This window comes from Blautia sp. SF-50, from assembly GCF_900101315.1.
Classification (GTDB): Bacteria; Bacillota; Clostridia; order Lachnospirales; family Lachnospiraceae; genus Blautia_A; species Blautia_A fusiformis.
The window spans coordinates 79,279-95,724 of the sequence record NZ_FMUW01000001.1 but is presented as its reverse complement, the minus strand read 5'-3'; the positions used below and the strand labels follow the sequence as shown (position 1 = coordinate 95,724).

Genomic DNA, 16,446 nt, shown 5'->3' with positions numbered 1-16,446 from the left:
AATAGTTAAAATTCATGAGCGGATAAGTCATAGACGGAAATCAGGCTTCGATGTTAGGATAAAAGTAAGAAATTTTGTCCTGATATCGGAGCTTTTTTATTAGAAAGGCTCCGATATCAGAAACGGAATATTAATGTCTGATTTACCGGACAGATAAGGAGAAGGGAAATTATGGTTAAAACAGATAGCTATGTACAGTTTGAAGCAGGAAAGCTGACATACCGGGTGGTTCCGGTGACAGAGGAGATCATCCGCATGATCGTTTCCGGAAAAGAGATCAAAGAGGCACAGGACTCCCTGATCATTGAGAAAAAAGAATATCCTGAGGTTGATTTTTCAGCAGAGGAAAATGCAGGAAGTATCATTGTGAAAACTGTGAAAGTTTGTGCAGAGATCAACACTGCATCCGGTGATATCATCTGGAAGCATGCAGACGGAAGCAAGTGGCTTTCCCAGAAGAAACCGGAACTGACTGAAACAGATGTGATCCACTATAATACAGGCGATGAGGAGCCGATCATCAACCGTGTAAAGACAGTTGACGGTGAGAGGAATTTTATCCAGAATCTGAAAGCTGAGAAAGTAAGAACAGCATATCGTGGAAAACTGTTCTTCACATGGAAAGAGGATGAGGAAATCCATGGGCTTGGCCAGGCAGAGGAAGGTATTTACAATTACAGAGGTCACTGCCAGTACTTATATCAGCATAACATGCGTATCCCGATGCCGGTTTTGGTTTCCACAGAAGGATATGGAATTCTTGTTGACTGCTGTTCACTTATGACTTTTAATGATGATCTGAAAGATTCCTATCTGTTTCTGGATACTGTAGATCAGATCGATTATTATTTTATGGGCGGTCATACTATGGATGAGATCATCCATGATTACCGTTATCTTACAGGCAAGGCGCAGATGCTGCCGAAATGGGCTTATGGCTATGTACAGTCCAAAGAGCAGTATTACACGGCAAAAGAGCTTCTTGAGATTGTTCGCCACTACCGTAAGATCGGGGTTCCGCTTGACTGTGTGGTACAGGACTGGAATACCTGGGATCCTGGAAACTGGGGCGAGAAGATCCTGGATCAGAAGCGTTACGGAGATATGAAAGAATGTGCGGAGGAAATCCACAAACTGAATGCCCATACCATGGTTTCCGTATGGCCGAATATGAATGCAGGCGGCAAGAACCATACAGAGTTTTTTAAGACTGGTCATCTTCTTTATGATTATGCGACTTATGATGCTTTTAATGAAGAAGCGAGAGAAATGTACTGGAAACAGGCACAGGAAGGACTTTTTGACCAGGGCTTTGATTCCTGGTGGTGCGATTCCACAGAACCGTTTTCCGGTCCTGACTGGAGTGGTGCAGCAAAGAGAGAGCCATGGGAAAGATATGAGCTTGTCGGCGGTGAGCACAAGAAATATCTGGATCCTGCTGTTGCCAATGCTTTTGCACTGATGCATGCAAAGGGAATTTATGAGAATCAGAGAAAAACTACAGAAGAGAAACGAGTTCTTAACCTGACACGTTCCGGCTATGCTTCCGGCCAGAAATATTCTGCAATGCTGTGGTCAGGCGATACCTGTGCATCCTGGGATAATCTTAAGACACAGATCGTGGAAGGCCTGAATATGGGACTGAGTGGATATCCATACTGGACACTGGATATCGGCGCTTTCTTTACAGTTGCTGATAAGTGGCAGAACCGTGGATGCGGCTGCAACACAGATCCGGAGCCGAAATGGTTCTGGCAGGGCAAATATAACGAAGGTGTGAAGGATAAAGGATACTGTGAGCTGTATACAAGATGGCTGGAGATGGGAACCTTCCTTCCGATGTTCCGTTCCCATGGAACTGATACACCAAGAGAAATCTGGAACTTTGGTGAAAAAGGAACCATGTTCTATGATGCCATCGAGAAGTTTATCAAGCTCCGTTATCATCTGATGCCGTATATTTATTCCCTTGCAGGTGCTGTACATTTTAATGATTATACGATTATGAGAAGCCTTCTCTTTGACTTCCCGGAGGATAAAGAAGCACGCAAGGTTGAGAATGAGTTTATGTTCGGACCGTCCCTTCTGATCTGTGCTGTTACAGAGCCGATGTATTACGGACCGGAGAGTACTGAGCTCCATAGAGAGAAAACATGGAAATGCTATCTCCCGGCAGGTACGAAATGGTACGATTACTGGACAAACAAGGAGTATGAAGGCGGCCAGTACGTAACCGTAGATGCTCCGATCGACCGGATGCCGATCTTTGTAAAAGTAGGAAGTATCCTTCCTGTTGCAGAGGGACTTGTTTATGCATCCCAGAAACCGGAGGAGCCGGTGAAACTTATGGTATATCCAGGTGAAGACTGCAAGTTCACTATTTATGAGGATGAGGGAAATAACTACAATTTTGAAAACGGTGCTTATGCAACAACAGAGCTTACCTGGGATGATAAAACAGGAACTCTGACTGTTGGCGGGCGTCAGGGAAGTTATCCGGGAATGGAAGAAGTTTCCTACGTGACTGAAGTTGTAAAATAAAATAATCGATAATAAGGAAAGACTGTCTGAAAAGGTGCCTGGCATCTCTTTGGGCAGCCTTTTTTTACTCTATACATCGTGACGGCTTTCGGGTATAATTCTGTAATAAGGCATTTTTATGCCTGAGAAAAAACAACAGAAACGGGAGGATTTTACCATGATCATAACAACAACGCCATCTGTAGAGGGAAGAGCAATCCGTGAATATAAAGGAATCGCATTCGGAGAAGTGATCACAGGAGTAAATTTCATGAAAGATCTTGGAGCAGGTCTTCGGAATTTCTTTGGCGGCAGAAGCGCCGGTTATGAGGAAGAACTTCAGAAAGCCAGAGGAGAAGCCCTGGCAGAGCTGGAGCAGCGTGCAGGTGCAATGGGAGCTAATGCAGTGATCGGTGTGGATATTGACTACGAAGTGCTTGGTGCAGATAATGGAATGCTGATGGTAACAGCAAGCGGAACTGCTGTAGTGGTGGATTAAGGCTTATGGCAGCGGTAAAAAACGGACGTGAATACCTTTCACATGTGACAGAGTCATTAAAGCACAGGATCGCACAGCTGGATGAATCCATAGAGGCCGGACAGAAAGAAATCGAAGGTATGCATGAGTACTACTGGGAAAACTATACAGAGATGGACCAGTACGGATATGAGAATTTTGATAACCAGCAGGCACTTCTCCATGAGATCAATGCCAGCAATGAGAAGATCGAACTGCGTCGGAGATTCAGGAAGATGATGGATTCACCGTTTTTCGGAAGGGTGGATTTCTGCTATGAAGGAGAAGATGAGCCGGAGATATTTTATATCGGAATTGCGAACCTGGCTGAGGAGAACGGCGGACTTCCGCTGATCTATGACTGGAGAGCACCTGTGTCCGGACTGTTCTATGATTTTGACAAGGGACCGGCTTCCTACCAGGCTCCGCTTGGCGAGATCCACGGGGATATTGCTGCCAAGTGGCAGTACAAGATCCGCGGTGGAAAAATGATCTATGAGTTTGAGAGTGATGTGAAGATCGACGATGAGATCCTGAAGGCAGAGCTTGGAAGCAACGGTGATGTACAGCTGAAGAATATTATCCGCACGATCCAGAAGGAGCAGAATGCGATCATCCGAAACACTTCGGATCGTATCATGGTGATCCAGGGAGCAGCAGGAAGCGGAAAGACTTCCATTGCCCTGCACAGGATCGCTTATCTCCTGTATCATGACAGGAAAAATCTGAAATCTTCTTCTGTGCTGGTGCTTTCACCGAATGGGGTGTTCTCGGACTATATTTCCCATATCCTGCCGGAGCTTGGCGAGGAGAATATCCGGGAGATGAGCTTTGACCTTTTTGCATACAAGAGACTGAAAAATGTTGTTTCTGACTGTGAAGATAGATATGATCTGATCGAGCGTCAGATTGCAGGATTATGCGATGAAAAGCTTCTGAAAGAGAAACTGTCACGGGATTTTCTGGATCGTATGGAAGGATATCTGGTGGAGCTTGAGGACAGCCTTATGAACTTCCGTGATGTGGAACACAGAGGCGTGGTCAAAAAAGAGCAGGAGATCATAGAGCTTTTTTACTTTAAATTCATGGATATCCCGCTGCTTTCCAGAATGGATGCAGTAGCAGAATATTTCATTGATGAGGTGGAGACTCTTAAGGGATTCGATCTTCCGGATGAGGAAAGGGAGGCTGTGAAGAGCCGTTTCTACAGGATGTATGAGACAAGAGATCTCTATGTGCTGTACAACCGTTTCCTGAGACAGGAAGGTTTTCCTTCTCTTCCACAGGTTCAGTATGAAAAAAGAAAGCTGCGCTATGAGGATGTGTATCCGGTTTTGTATCTGAAATATCGGCTGGAAACTCAGCAGGAGGATTCCGGTGTGCGCCATCTGATCGTGGATGAGATGCAGGATTATTCCATGATCCAGTATCTGATCATTCAGAGACTCTTTAAATGTAGGATGACTATTCTTGGGGACAGAGAACAGACTATGGACGGCGAGCAACAGGATGTGCTGACATTTCTGCCTAAGATCTTTGGAAAAGATATACGCAGGATCGTGATGAACAAGAGCTACCGTAATACTGTTGAGATTGCGTCTTATGCCAATAAACTGGCGGGAATTACGGAAGTGGAGCTTTTTGAACGTCATGGAAAACCTGTTGTGGAAAAAGAATTTCCGGGGCTTGAGGAGGCACTGGAGAGCGTAGTGAGAGAGCTGCGGCTTGAGAAGCAGGCAGTCATAGCTGAGAATGCAGATGAAGGTGTTGAAGATATTATTTCATATGAAACAGCAGCAGTGATCGCAAGAACTGCAGATGAAGCAAGGGAAACTTACTACATTCTGAAGGAGAAGCTGGAAGCAGAAGGCTTTGATACCAAGGAGCGTTTGTCCCTTCTTCACAGAGACAGCACAAACTTCCAAAAAGGCCTGACTGTCACAACATTCTACATGGCAAAGGGGCTGGAGTTTGATCAAGTATTTTCTGTATTTCCTGGGGAAGACCGAAGTCCGATCGTGGAGCGGGCGAGATATATTGCGGCGACGAGAGCTCTTCATGAATTGTATATGTATGAAGTTGTGAAATAAAATATAAAAAGTCATTTCAGAAGCCGGATGCTTTGGGAACAGAGCATAACCGGACGTCGTGAAATGACTTTTTTGTTTATATATACCTGGAAAATTTATTAACTGATCTGCTGGCGCTCTCCCTCATCTTTATATTCCAGAGGGCTTTTCCCTGTATGTTTCTTAAAGATCCTGCTGAAATATCCCTGGTCGTGATAGCCGCACATTTCACCGATCTGTTTTACAGAAAGGGAAGGCTCATGGATCAGCAGCTTCTGTGCATGGCTCATCCGGAGATTGATCAGATATTTGGTAGGGGTGCAGTCATAGACCTGACAGAAGATTTTGGTCAGGTAGCTGGGACTGTAGTTCATGGTTCCTGCAATCAGGTTCAGGTTGATATCCTCTGCATAATTCTGTACCATGAAGTTCTTGAGAAGCTCTGCAATCTGTCCCGGTGACATGCAGGAAGCACCTGGGGCGAATACGGTTTCGTAGTCATCACGTTTGATCTGAAGTTCCTGTTTGATCTTAAGGAGAACATTTTGGAGTTCGTCCGGATCTACAGGCTTCAGAAGGTAATCAGAAACCTTCAGCGTGATGGCTTTTTTTGCGTATTCAAAATCAGAAAATCCGCTGGTGATCACAAATTTCGTAAAGGGAAACTGATCACGGATCCTGGTGAGCAGGGTGATTCCGTCCATGACGGGCATCTTGATATCCGTAAATACCACATCCGGGCTCATCTGTTCCACCAGCGAGAGGGCCTGTGCACCTGTCTGTGCTGTGCCGATCACCTGAAAATCAGGATCTGCTTTTTCAATCTTATGTACCAGATTATTCAGAAGAAGTTCTTCATCTTCTGCCACAATAACAGTATAGTTCATAGTATTATTCCTCCGCATCTGTCTGAAAATACCGTCCAATAGAAACAATTCCGTGGCCGTCCGCTGTATTTCCATACCTGAAAATGATGTCATCTTTGCAGAAGAGTTTCCAGCGGAGAAATACATTGACAGTGCCAAGACCGTTGATCTTCAAAGCAGGCATGCCGGGATTTCGAATGGCATTCATGATATCTGAATTTATTTTTTTCTTGGCTTTTTCAGTGAATCCCGGTCCGGTGTCTGTAACATCGATCTGCCAGCTGTTTTGGTTTATTGTACTGCTGATTGTGATAGTCCATGGCGGTTCGCAGTCAGAACCATATTTGATAGCGTTTTCCACAATAGGCTGGATGATCAGCTTCGGAACCGGCTGATCCAGAAGAGATTCATCCACATCAATGGAATAATTCAGACTGGACTGGTAGCGGACCTTCATGCAGTAGAGATATTTCTGGACATAATCAAGCTCTTCGCGGAGTGTTACAGTTGTTTCAGCAGTATTGGTAATATAACGCATGATCCTGGAAAGATTGCGGCACATTTTTTCCACGGTATCCGTATCTCCGTTTTCTGCAAGCACCATAATGCTGGAAAGAGAGTTGTAATAAAAATGAGGATTAATCTGACTCTGCAAAGCCATGCTGCGTGCTTTCATTTCCTGCTCCTTGGCTTCGTTAAGCTGAGTCATGGAATCTTTTAGGTTATCGCTCATCAGCTGGAATGCCTGATACAGTTCTTCCAGTTCATTGACGGAAACCGGATAGGAAGTGACTTTTTCCTGGCCGAGAGTGTCCAGTTCCATACGTTGGATAATGTGCTTCAGGTGTTTCACCGGTTTTACTACAGAACGGGAAAGCCTGTAGGAAACGATTACTGCTGCGGCAAGAAAAGCAGCAACAACAGCCAGAAGGATCTTCAGCATTTTGTATACAGGGGCAAGGATCACAGATTCCGGCTGGATAGTCAGATAAGTGTAGCCTGTATATGCGGAATTCAGTCTGGAGACGTATTCTTTCTGATCTGTGACGGGACTCTGTACGGTAAGGGTATCCTGGTCAGAATCAGTAAGTTTGTAATATTTTGAAATATCATTGGCATCGTCGGCTGTGATATCATAAGGATAGATAAGATCGCCGGAATCATTGAAAACATAGACACTGGCAGCGTTTCCGTGATTTTTTTTCTCATAGGAAATGATGCTCTTAAAGATGGATTTACATTGTTTAGCGGTTTCAATCACGCCGACACCACGGCCGTACTGGTTGGTGAAGGAGCGGTACAGGGAGATGAACCACTGGGGATAGCGGGCAGATTTGGAATAGACGTAAGTGCTGTAAGGAGCTGTCAGGACTTTTTTTCCGTTGGCTTCACGGGCTTTCTGGATCCATTCATTATGAGAGTCGTCGCTTTTTTTGACCATGGTGGAAAGGCCGGCCTGGAGCACATATCCGGAGAAATCATAAAGATTTACCTGATCAGCTTTCAATTCGGTGCCGCTTAAGGAGATAAAAAGATCGGACATGGCAGAAAGCATTTCATCGGAAATATTAAGGTCAAATTTCTGGTCGAGAACGGATTTCGACATGTTGCTGTAATTGATGTTTACAGATACAGTGTCAAGATTCTGGATTGCAGAGTCTACCTGGGACTGAAATGTGGAATTTAAGGTGCTCATGGCACTGATCTGGCTTTTCTTCAGCTGCCCGGATGCAAAAACATAAAAGAATATGGCAAAAGAAAAAAGGATCAGGCAGGCCATGCCAAGATAGGCGATAAAAAGTTTGGACTGCAGACTGCGTGTTTTCATATTGGTAAGCCCCCTGTGTGTGAAATGGTCGTGCAAAACATTGGCTAAAAGTATAGCACATTTGTAAAAAAAGTACAAACCGTAAAAATGTAATTCTGAAATAGTGCTTGAAAATGTCAATAGAAACTTGTGTATAGTTACGGAAAATATGAAAAAAGTATAATGAACTGTGAAAAAAGTACAAATACAGGGCAGGAATATCCATGGCTTTTAAAATGATCAGATGATAAACTAATATCATCAAGAGAGAACGAAAAATCAGTTCAAAAAAAGGAGGAAACATTAATGAAAAGAAAGAGATTTCTGGCAGTAGCCTGTGCAGCAGCAATGATCGCTTCCATGACGACAGGACTTGCAGTGAACGTATCTGCAGCGGATGAGAAGAGCGATTTCGCAGGCGAGGAGCTCAGCATCCTGGTTTCAGCAGGATGGATGGACAATCGTTACGATGAGACAATTAAACGTTTTGAGGATACCTACGATGTTACCGTAGACCTTCAGACGATTCCGGCTGATCAGTATTCAGATCTTCTTCAGTCCAAACTTGCTACAGATTCCTGTGCAGATATCTTCTGGATCCAGTCCAACCCGTTTGCAATTGAATCTACCATCGTTGATCCTGAGAAATACTGCATCGACTTTACAGGAGCTTCCTGGGAGAATGTTATGCCGGAGACAAGAAAAGAGTCCTGCGTATACAATGACAAACTGTACGGACTTCAGATCTGGAACGCATCTCCGGAGTATGTAATGGTTTACAACAAGACACTGTTCGAAGAGAACGGCTGGGAAGTACCGACAACATATGATGAGCTGAAAGAACTCTGCGGTAAGATCCAGGATGCAGGAATCACACCTTGGTTCATGCCTGGTGCAGATGGATGGCAGCATCAGCTGGCATTTTTCCAGATCGGCGGCGTTTATGAAGAAGCAACACCTGGTCTATATGACGAATTAAATGAAAACAAAGCAACATTTGCAGATAACGAGAAGATGCTTGAAGTTCTGAATGAGTTCAAAGAACTCTCTGATGCAGGATACTTCGGAGAAGACTGGATCGGAACAGACAGTACAAACATGTCCAACGAATTTGGTGACAGAAACTGTGCAATGGCACTTGCAAATTCCAGTTTCATCAAACAGATCCAGGAAGACACAGGCACATCTGATGAGTTTGGAATGTTCCTTGAGCCACTTGGCGACAATACCTGGTATCCAAGCAGCAACTCCGGCCCGACAATGTTTGGTTACAAGGGAACAGAGCATGAGGATCTTGTAAAAGAGTTTTTCAACTTCGTTACAACAACAGAGAGCCTTCAGGAAATTCTTGACAACTCTCCGGCATACACAAACCTTGACGTTAACGATGACAAGCTTGAGCAGCACTGGCTGCCGGAGGAGCAGGAGTTCCTTAAAACAGTTCCGGATGACAAGAAGGCTGTTGTAACACTTCAGACAGGTACAAAATATACAAACGATTACTGGACACAGTTTGGTCAGGATATGGTTGCATTCTGCCAGGGCGAGATGGAAGCAAACGATGTTCTTAAGAACATGGATACCAACCGTGCTGAGGCAGCAAAAACTGTAGGCGACGAGAACTGGAAATAAATAACAGAACTTAAAACTAGTTGACCCGAAGGCAGAGCCGGTATTTGCCGGCTCTGTTTTAACTTAAAACAGGAGGTGCTTTCTGTGAATAAGAAGAGAATCTATCCACAGTGGTTTCTGATACTGCCGTTGGCATTATATATCATTTTTTTCCTGCTTCCCAGTGTAATGGGTGTTGGTTACTCCTTTACAGACTGGAACTCCAGAAGTGTTCTTAATGGTACTCATTTTGTGGGACTGCAGAATTTTGCTGAGATTTTTACATCAGATAAGTCTTATCTGAGCGGTATTGGCAATACATTGAAGTTTACTATCATTTCCAACATCGTTAAGCTGATCCCGGCTCTTCTGATCGCGATTATGCTTCAGGAGGGACTTAAAGGCAAAGGGCTTTACAGAACATTGCTCTACCTGCCGTCTATTCTGCCTTTTGTAATCATTGGTCTTGTATTTAAATCCATCCTGAATTATAATAACGGACTTTTAAACACACTTCTTGATGCATTCCATCTTGGAATTTTCAAACAGAAATGGCTGTCTGATCTGGCTATTGTATGGAAATCCATCTATGGTGTAGATGCATGGCGAGGTATTGGTTATGTTATGACTATCTTTCTTGCAGGTCTGAATACGATTCCGAAATCTTATTATGAGGCTGCGCAGATCGATGGTGCAAACTTCTGGCAGAGACTTCGGTATGTAACACTTCCGATGCTGAGAGGTGCTATCATGATCAACCTTGTATTTGGTATTACATATGGTCTGAAAGTATTCGATATTGTTTATGTACTTACAAACGGCGGTCCTGGACATGCAACAGAGGTTCTTACAACTTATGCATTCCAGCTCTATTCCAGAGGCCAGTATGGAATGTCTTCTGCATTGAATACTGTTCTTCTTGTAATTACAGCGATCATAGGTGTATTTATTGTTAAGACATTAAGTAAACAGGAGGTACAGCAGTAATGGCAAAAAAAAGAATTCAGAATTTATTAAAACATGTTGTATGTATCCTGCTTTGCTTATGTGTCGTGCTTCCATTTTATATGGTATTGATCAACTCTTTTAAGACAAAAGCAGAGGCAGCCAGAATGAGTCTGGCACTTCCTACAGAGTGGGTATTTTCCAACTACTCTGAGGTTATTGAAAAAGGAAGCCTGATCCAGGGATTCCTGAACAGTTTTGCATATGCGCTGATCGCTACAACACTTGGCGTTGTACTTTGCTCCATGGCTGCATTTGTTATGTGCCGTAAGAGAACAAAATTGAATGTATTCCTGTATTACTTTGTACTTTGCGGACTGTTCTTCCCGGTCAACTATGTAACATTGGTACGTGTACTCAGTACACTGCACCTGAACGATACAAGAGTTGGCATTATCATGGTATTTACCAGTGCAATGATTCCGTTCTGTGTATTTACCATCCGTAACTTCGTAATCTCTGTCCCGGTTGAGCTGGACGAGGCTGCTGTTATCGACGGCGCAGGCCCGTTAAGCCTGTTCTTCAAGATCATCATGCCGCTTCTGAAACCAACTATGGTAACATGTTTTATCCTTCAGTTCATGACAGTATGGAGTGATTTCCTCACACCTTTGTATCTGTCAAGCAAGAGCCGTCTCTTCCCGATGACAATGGCTGTATATCAGTTCTTCGGAAAGAACAAGAGTTACTGGAACTATATTTTTGCTGATATCGTACTTACCTGTATCCCGGTTATTATTGTTTACATGATCGGCCAGAAATACATCGTAGGTGGTATGACATCCGGTGCGGTAAAAGAATAAAGAAAAATATTATAAGAATTATAAAAAAGCACTGCGAGATGAAAAGTTGGATTCATCTTACAGTGCTTTTTACTATTGAAATCTCAGAAATTACTGCATGTTTTTGCAGAAGATATCCTCCATGGAAGCCTTAAGCGGAACGCCAAGCCTGCGTAAAGTCCCGTCTAGGGCTGCGAAAACTTCTCTTACATTATAGAATGTAGCGTTGTTTCCCATATGTCCGATGCGGATCACTTTGCCAGCCAGGACATCGAAGGAACCTGCTAGCATAATGTTGTAGTCTTTTTTTACTCCCTCAAGGATCGCTTCGGCTGTTGTGCCCTCCGGTACTTCAAAAACAGTAACTGTACTGGAATATCCGCTGTGCAGGTAAAGGTTCAGGCCTGCTCCTGTAATGGCCTTTCGGGAGGCTGCGGCGATTTTGGCGTGGCGTGTAAGGATCCCGGGATCATCGGCAATGTTGTCAATAGCAGCCCGCAGGCCATAGATATCGCTGATCGGCATGGTATATGGAAACCATTTTTCTTCATAATAATGTGCAAAGGTTGTGAGATTTGCGTAGAAAGAAGCGATGGGTGCCTTTCTTTCAGTCATTGCCTTCTTTGCATCGCTGCTGACTACAACAAAGGTAAGTCCTGGAGGTGCAGATACCACCTTCTGTGATCCGCCGCACATGATATCGATCTGGCATGCATCAATGTTCAGAGGCTCGCCGAAGGAAGCGGAAACAGAATCTACAACGGTAAGGATCCCGTATTTTTTAAGAAGCGGGCAGATGGCAGCTACATCGTTGAGCATGCCACTTGGAGTATCGCCGTGTACTACGGTTGCATATTTGTAGTCATGGTTATCCGCAAGGAAGGCTTCCAGTTCCTTTACATCGAGAGTGTTCTGATAATCTCTGGTATAAAGCTCCGGTCTGCCTCCGTACATGGAAACAAAATCGGCAAAGCCTTTTCCGTAGATACCATTGTCCAGAACAAGAACCTTATCTCCGGGCTCAGTCATGGAAGCAATGGCAGCCTCCAGTCCAAGGATACCCTCACCGCTTAAGATGAGAGTTTCGTTGGAGGTATGGAGAAGCGAGCTGATCTTCTCGCAGGTTTCTTTATAAAATTCGACAAAATCTTCGTCCAGATCCGGATTTGTGCATTCCATGCTTCTTGCCAGACGGACATTCTCTGCGACCTGTGTAGGTCCCGGTGTCATGATCTTATACATAAGCTCACCTCTTGATCTTTATATTATTTCCGCAAATTACGGCAGCTGTTACAGCTGTTTTTTTAATCCGGTTTTTCTTGCTGCAAGGTTTAAGGGGGTGATCACTACGAGAACGATGACAGCTGCAACACCGATCTGGACCAGGTTTCCCGGGATGGAAGATACCGGTGCCAGTGGATTTCCATAGATGATAACCTCTGCAAGGTAGTATCCTGCAACCTTGATCACGCAGGCTGCGGCAATGGCGATCACATACCATTTCATGTTCTGGTGCCGGGAATCCTCTGTGAGCTTACCTACTGTGAAGCCCATGATCCCTACAATGATCAGAGTAAATGGTGCCCATAGGGTCCAGCCGGAGAGAAGGTCAAAGAGCCCCATTCCGATCCCACCGGCAATGGATCCGGTTTTCTTTCCAAATAAAATGGCACCGATGAATAACGGCACATTTCCAAGGTGGATCAGTCCGCCGTTGGCTGCGATCGGAAGCTTAACATTAATAAATGCGGTGAAGATGTAAGTCAGTGCAACAAATGCGGCTGTAATGGTGAGAAACTGAACAGACGAAAGCTCCTGGTCAGTTCTCTGAGATGTCTGAACTGCTTTTTCCATAGTGATAGATCCTTTCCTGAAAACATCGATGTATGGATGTCCTCTTTTCATATATTTTTGGTTGGGTATACTTTACAACATGAATGTACATGAATAAAGACACAATTATAGAAAAAAAAGAGGGGACAGATTCAGGGGGATATTTGTCATTAAAACAGGAGGCTTACTTGGTGGGGAATAAATCAGAACTTTCGTAATGAAGGCGTAAAACGGGAAATACAGGATCAGCATAAGAAGAGAATAAGATAGGTATATCTGGGAAAATTATAATGTTAGAAAAATCCTGTACGGAGCAGGATATCTGCTTACAGGATATTCATAAAGTACAGGGAGAAATCAATTGACAAAGCTGTAATAAAATCGTAAACTATAGCAAAGAGTGTGTTCAGGAGTGAATGTTCCGGACACACTTTGTGACTGATGATGATTATGAGGAGGATACTATGAAGAATAAAAAATTTATTGCACTTTTAGCTATGACTGTTGCTCTTTCTGGTGTCATGACGGCATGTAGTTTCGGAGGAGGAAAAGAGGACAGCGTGGTTGTGGAGTCTACTCCTACTCCGACACCGGCGAAAAAAGCGAAGGTTACACCGACTGTTGCAGCAGACGCACAGAATACAACCTATACATCCAAGGATAAATCCGTAGCGATCAAGCTTCCGGATGCAACCTGGGCCAACAAGTCCGATGAGACAGATATGGTAAGCTTCGAGTCTCCGGACCAGGGCAGGATCCTGATCCTTCACGGCTCCGGTGCAGATCTGGAATCTGCAGTGATCCCGAACTCCCAGGATATGGCAGTTTCCATGACACAGGCAGAGAACATGGTAAATGGAACCGATTTTGAGATCCAGGATTACAAGGCAGATCAGAAAGACGGAATCAACATTTATTCCTATACTGTGAAATATAAGGATACGACCAAGAGTGACGGTTATGTATATGCTATCAATAAATACTTTGTAAATGACAGTGAGTATTACAGCCTTGTGGCATCTGTTAAAAAAGAGGATGCTCTGAAAAAGGTTCAGGAGTCTGTCGACAGCTTTGCAATCCTTGGTGATTCCACTCTGAAGAGTGCGGCAAATGGTTCCGCAGCCAAGACTGCCGGTAAAGGTAATGCAGCAGCTTCCTCTGACGGAAGTGCATCTGCAGATGGTAATGCAGCAGCTTCTTCTGACGGAGCAGCAGATGGAACTACAGCTGCCGACGGAAGCACAGCATCTGACGGAACATCTACAGACGGAAGTAGTACATCTGATGGTTCTTCCAATGGAACTGCATCCACTGACAGCAGCTCCTCCGGTGCTATCGTAAATGGCGGATTTACAGATGAGCAGCTTGGCAACACAGATGAGACAAGAACTATTTACAGAAACTCCGATGGTAAACCACGTGTTATCGTTCCGGACGGAAACGGTGCATGGATGGATAACGAAGGAAACCGTTTCACCTTCTCTTCTCAGTATGACTGTGATGTATATGAAGAGGATGGAACAAGCTTCTACTGGCACGGTGAGGCTGCAGACGTATACTATATGCCTGTACAGTAAAGCCTGGAGTAGCAGGAGATTCGGTTAGATAAGAAATCCGGGATCACAGCTTTTGTGGCTGCGGTCCCGGATTTTTTGTGTCATATTATGTCAGAGGCGTATACTTATACAGGAAGACATGGTATAATGTGAACGCTGCGGGCGATGGAACGCCCGGAAAATATTTGGAGGTTTTTATGGAAGCATACAGTGATTTCGCCAGAGTTTATGACATTTTCATGGACAATGTGGAATATGAAAAATGGGCGGAATATCTTATAGGAAGTCTTAAAGAATACGGAATTGAAGACGGGATCGTGCTGGAACTTGGCTGTGGGACCGGAGTGATGACAGAGCTTCTGGCTGAGTCCGGTTATGATATGATCGGTGTGGATAACTCTGAGGAAATGCTTGGCGAAGCCATGGAAAAACGTGCAGAATCCGGTCATGAGATCCTTTATCTGGAACAGGATATGCGGGAGTTTGAACTTTATGGAACGGTACGTGCTGTCGTCAGCGTCTGTGACTGTATGAATTACATCACAGAGGAGGATGATCTGCTTACTGTATTTAAACTGGTGAACAATTATCTTGATCCGGATGGAATTTTCATATTTGATATGAACACCCCGTATAAATACCGGGAAATGCTTGGAAATACGACTATTGCAGAGAATCGGGAAGAGGGAAGCTTTATCTGGGAAAATGAATTTGATGAGGAGACCGGGATCAATGTGTATGATCTGACTCTGTTTCTTCCGAGAGAAGATGGTCTTTATGAGAGAGACGAGGAAATTCATTACCAGAAGGCCTATGATCCGGAGAAAGTAAGGGAACTTCTTGAAAAGGCAGGCCTGATCCCGCTGGCGGTTTATGACGCATACACCAAGGATGCACCGAAGCCGGACAGCGGAAGACTGACTTTTGTGGCCAGAGAACATGGAAAGGAAATTCCGTCAGACGAGAAATAAAGGAGGAAATTTTTTATATGAGTGATTATATTGTAAGAGCAACAGCGGCAAACAGCCAGATCCGTGCATTTGCGGCTGTTACAACCGATATGGTGGAGACAGCGAGAAAGAATCATAACACCAGTCCGGTGGCAACAGCGGCACTGGGACGTCTCCTTACCGGCGGTGCCATGATGGGAGCTATGATGAAAGGGGAAAAGGATCTCCTTACACTTCGGATCCATGCAGGCGGACCACTGCAGGGAATCACAGTAACTGCGGATTCTCACGGAAATGTAAAGGGCTATGTGGGGAATCCGGATGTATGTATCCCGGCAAACAGCAAAGGCAAGCTGGATGTTGCGGGAGCTGTCGGCGTAGGCTTTATGGATGTGATCAAGGATATGGGACTGAAAGAGCCATATGTGGGACAGGTTGCTCTTCAGACCAGCGAGATCGCAGAAGATCTCACTTATTATTTTGCAACCAGCGAGCAGGTTCCGTCTGCGGTAGGACTGGGTGTGCTGATGAATAAGGATAATACAGTCCGTCAGGCGGGAGGCTTTATTGTACAGCTGATGCCTTTTGCAGAGGAAGAGGTGATCGCAAAGCTTGAGGAAAACGTATCAAAGATCGATTCTGTTACCAATCTTCTGGAGCAGGGACACACACCGGAAAGTCTTCTTGAAAAAGTACTGGAAGGCTTTGACATAGAGGTCAATGATACACTGCCCACACAGTTCCATTGCAACTGCTGCAGAGAGCGTGTGGAAAAAGCGCTGATTAGCATCGGAAGAAAAGAACTTAACGAGATGATCCAGGAAGGCAAGGACATTGAGATGAACTGCCATTTCTGCAATAAGAATTATAATTTTACCGTGGAAGATCTTAAGAGGATCATAAGAGAGTGCAAGCGATAAAACTCGGGAG

13 protein-coding genes are annotated in these 16,446 nt (G+C 44.4%); 9 read left to right on the top strand and 4 right to left on the bottom strand.

Annotated features, from left to right (window positions below):
- Positions 1 to 171 precede the first annotated feature (171 nt).
- The 3 genes from BLP57_RS00420 (at position 172) to BLP57_RS00410 (ending at position 5,127) form a co-directional block, all read left to right on the top strand.
- Positions 172 to 2,541 carry a glycoside hydrolase family 31 protein gene (locus tag BLP57_RS00420; RefSeq protein WP_092068401.1) on the top strand — a complete coding sequence of 790 codons (2,370 nt, stop codon included), beginning with the start codon at positions 172 to 174 and terminating at the stop codon, positions 2,539 to 2,541.
- 157 nt (positions 2,542 to 2,698) lie between these two features.
- Complete coding sequence (locus BLP57_RS00415; protein WP_015527228.1) at positions 2,699 to 3,019, top strand: putative heavy metal-binding protein; 321 nt, start codon at positions 2,699 to 2,701, stop codon at positions 3,017 to 3,019.
- A gap of 5 nt (positions 3,020 to 3,024) precedes the next feature.
- The gene (locus BLP57_RS00410; RefSeq protein WP_092068398.1) at positions 3,025 to 5,127 is read left to right on the top strand and encodes a HelD family protein; all 2,103 of its coding nucleotides are present in this window, start codon (positions 3,025 to 3,027) and stop codon (positions 5,125 to 5,127) included.
- 98 nt (positions 5,128 to 5,225) lie between these two features.
- On the opposite strand, the gene BLP57_RS00405 is transcribed toward BLP57_RS00410, so the two are convergent.
- Together BLP57_RS00405 and BLP57_RS00400 are read right to left on the bottom strand one after the other, a co-directional pair.
- Complete coding sequence (locus BLP57_RS00405) at positions 5,226 to 5,993, bottom strand: response regulator transcription factor (RefSeq protein WP_092068395.1); 768 nt, start codon at positions 5,991 to 5,993, stop codon at positions 5,226 to 5,228.
- Positions 5,994 to 5,997: 4 nt separating this feature from the next.
- Positions 5,998 to 7,800 (bottom strand): sensor histidine kinase, encoded by a 1,803-nt coding sequence (locus tag BLP57_RS00400; protein ID WP_092068390.1) that lies wholly within the window; start codon positions 7,798 to 7,800, stop codon positions 5,998 to 6,000.
- A gap of 285 nt (positions 7,801 to 8,085) precedes the next feature.
- Here BLP57_RS00400 and BLP57_RS00395 point away from each other — a divergent pair, with 285 nt between their 5' ends.
- From BLP57_RS00395 to BLP57_RS00385, 3 genes are all read left to right on the top strand, one after another.
- The gene (locus BLP57_RS00395) at positions 8,086 to 9,411 is read left to right on the top strand and encodes an ABC transporter substrate-binding protein (RefSeq protein WP_015527223.1); all 1,326 of its coding nucleotides are present in this window, start codon (positions 8,086 to 8,088) and stop codon (positions 9,409 to 9,411) included.
- A gap of 84 nt (positions 9,412 to 9,495) precedes the next feature.
- Positions 9,496 to 10,377 carry a carbohydrate ABC transporter permease gene (locus BLP57_RS00390; protein WP_242872525.1) on the top strand — a complete coding sequence of 294 codons (882 nt, stop codon included), beginning with the start codon at positions 9,496 to 9,498 and terminating at the stop codon, positions 10,375 to 10,377.
- Entirely contained in the window at positions 10,377 to 11,198 is an 822-nt protein-coding gene (locus tag BLP57_RS00385; protein ID WP_092068387.1) for a carbohydrate ABC transporter permease, read from the top strand. Before BLP57_RS00390 ends, BLP57_RS00385 begins: the two co-directional genes overlap by 1 nt.
- Positions 11,199 to 11,288: 90 nt before the next feature.
- Here BLP57_RS00385 and BLP57_RS00380 read toward each other — a convergent pair whose 3' ends face one another.
- Entirely contained in the window at positions 11,289 to 12,419 is a 1,131-nt protein-coding gene (locus BLP57_RS00380) for a pyridoxal-phosphate-dependent aminotransferase family protein (RefSeq protein ID WP_092068384.1), read from the bottom strand.
- A 48-nt stretch (positions 12,420 to 12,467) separates the two neighbouring features.
- Complete coding sequence (locus BLP57_RS00375; protein ID WP_092068381.1) at positions 12,468 to 13,031, bottom strand: ECF transporter S component; 564 nt, start codon at positions 13,029 to 13,031, stop codon at positions 12,468 to 12,470.
- Between the two features lie 443 nt (positions 13,032 to 13,474).
- Here BLP57_RS00375 and BLP57_RS00370 point away from each other — a divergent pair, with 443 nt between their 5' ends.
- The 3 genes from BLP57_RS00370 to hslO all read left to right on the top strand — a co-directional run bounded on the left by BLP57_RS00370 (position 13,475) and on the right by hslO (position 16,436).
- Positions 13,475 to 14,587, top strand: a complete 1,113-nt coding sequence (locus tag BLP57_RS00370) for a hypothetical protein (RefSeq protein ID WP_242872524.1) — start codon at positions 13,475 to 13,477, stop codon at positions 14,585 to 14,587.
- A 176-nt stretch (positions 14,588 to 14,763) separates the two neighbouring features.
- Complete coding sequence (locus BLP57_RS00365; protein WP_022426586.1) at positions 14,764 to 15,537, top strand: class I SAM-dependent DNA methyltransferase; 774 nt, start codon at positions 14,764 to 14,766, stop codon at positions 15,535 to 15,537.
- Between the two features lie 17 nt (positions 15,538 to 15,554).
- Positions 15,555 to 16,436: an Hsp33 family molecular chaperone HslO gene (hslO, locus tag BLP57_RS00360; protein WP_022426587.1), complete on the top strand. Its 882-nt coding sequence runs from the start codon at positions 15,555 to 15,557 to the stop codon at positions 16,434 to 16,436.
- Positions 16,437 to 16,446: the final 10 nt, after the last annotated feature.

Coding starts and splice junctions, on each gene's coding strand:
- BLP57_RS00420 (WP_092068401.1), top strand. CDS start 172: ATGGTTAAAACAGATAGCTATGTACAGTTTGAAGCAGGAAAGCTGACA.
- BLP57_RS00415 (WP_015527228.1), top strand. CDS start 2,699: ATGATCATAACAACAACGCCATCTGTAGAGGGAAGAGCAATCCGTGAA.
- BLP57_RS00410 (WP_092068398.1), top strand. CDS start 3,025: ATGGCAGCGGTAAAAAACGGACGTGAATACCTTTCACATGTGACAGAG.
- BLP57_RS00405 (WP_092068395.1), bottom strand. CDS start 5,993: ATGAACTATACTGTTATTGTGGCAGAAGATGAAGAACTTCTTCTGAAT.
- BLP57_RS00400 (WP_092068390.1), bottom strand. CDS start 7,800: ATGAAAACACGCAGTCTGCAGTCCAAACTTTTTATCGCCTATCTTGGC.
- BLP57_RS00395 (WP_015527223.1), top strand. CDS start 8,086: ATGAAAAGAAAGAGATTTCTGGCAGTAGCCTGTGCAGCAGCAATGATC.
- BLP57_RS00385 (WP_092068387.1), top strand. CDS start 10,377: ATGGCAAAAAAAAGAATTCAGAATTTATTAAAACATGTTGTATGTATC.
- BLP57_RS00380 (WP_092068384.1), bottom strand. CDS start 12,419: ATGTATAAGATCATGACACCGGGACCTACACAGGTCGCAGAGAATGTC.
- BLP57_RS00375 (WP_092068381.1), bottom strand. CDS start 13,031: ATGGAAAAAGCAGTTCAGACATCTCAGAGAACTGACCAGGAGCTTTCG.
- BLP57_RS00370 (WP_242872524.1), top strand. CDS start 13,475: ATGAAGAATAAAAAATTTATTGCACTTTTAGCTATGACTGTTGCTCTT.
- BLP57_RS00365 (WP_022426586.1), top strand. CDS start 14,764: ATGGAAGCATACAGTGATTTCGCCAGAGTTTATGACATTTTCATGGAC.
- hslO (WP_022426587.1), top strand. CDS start 15,555: ATGAGTGATTATATTGTAAGAGCAACAGCGGCAAACAGCCAGATCCGT.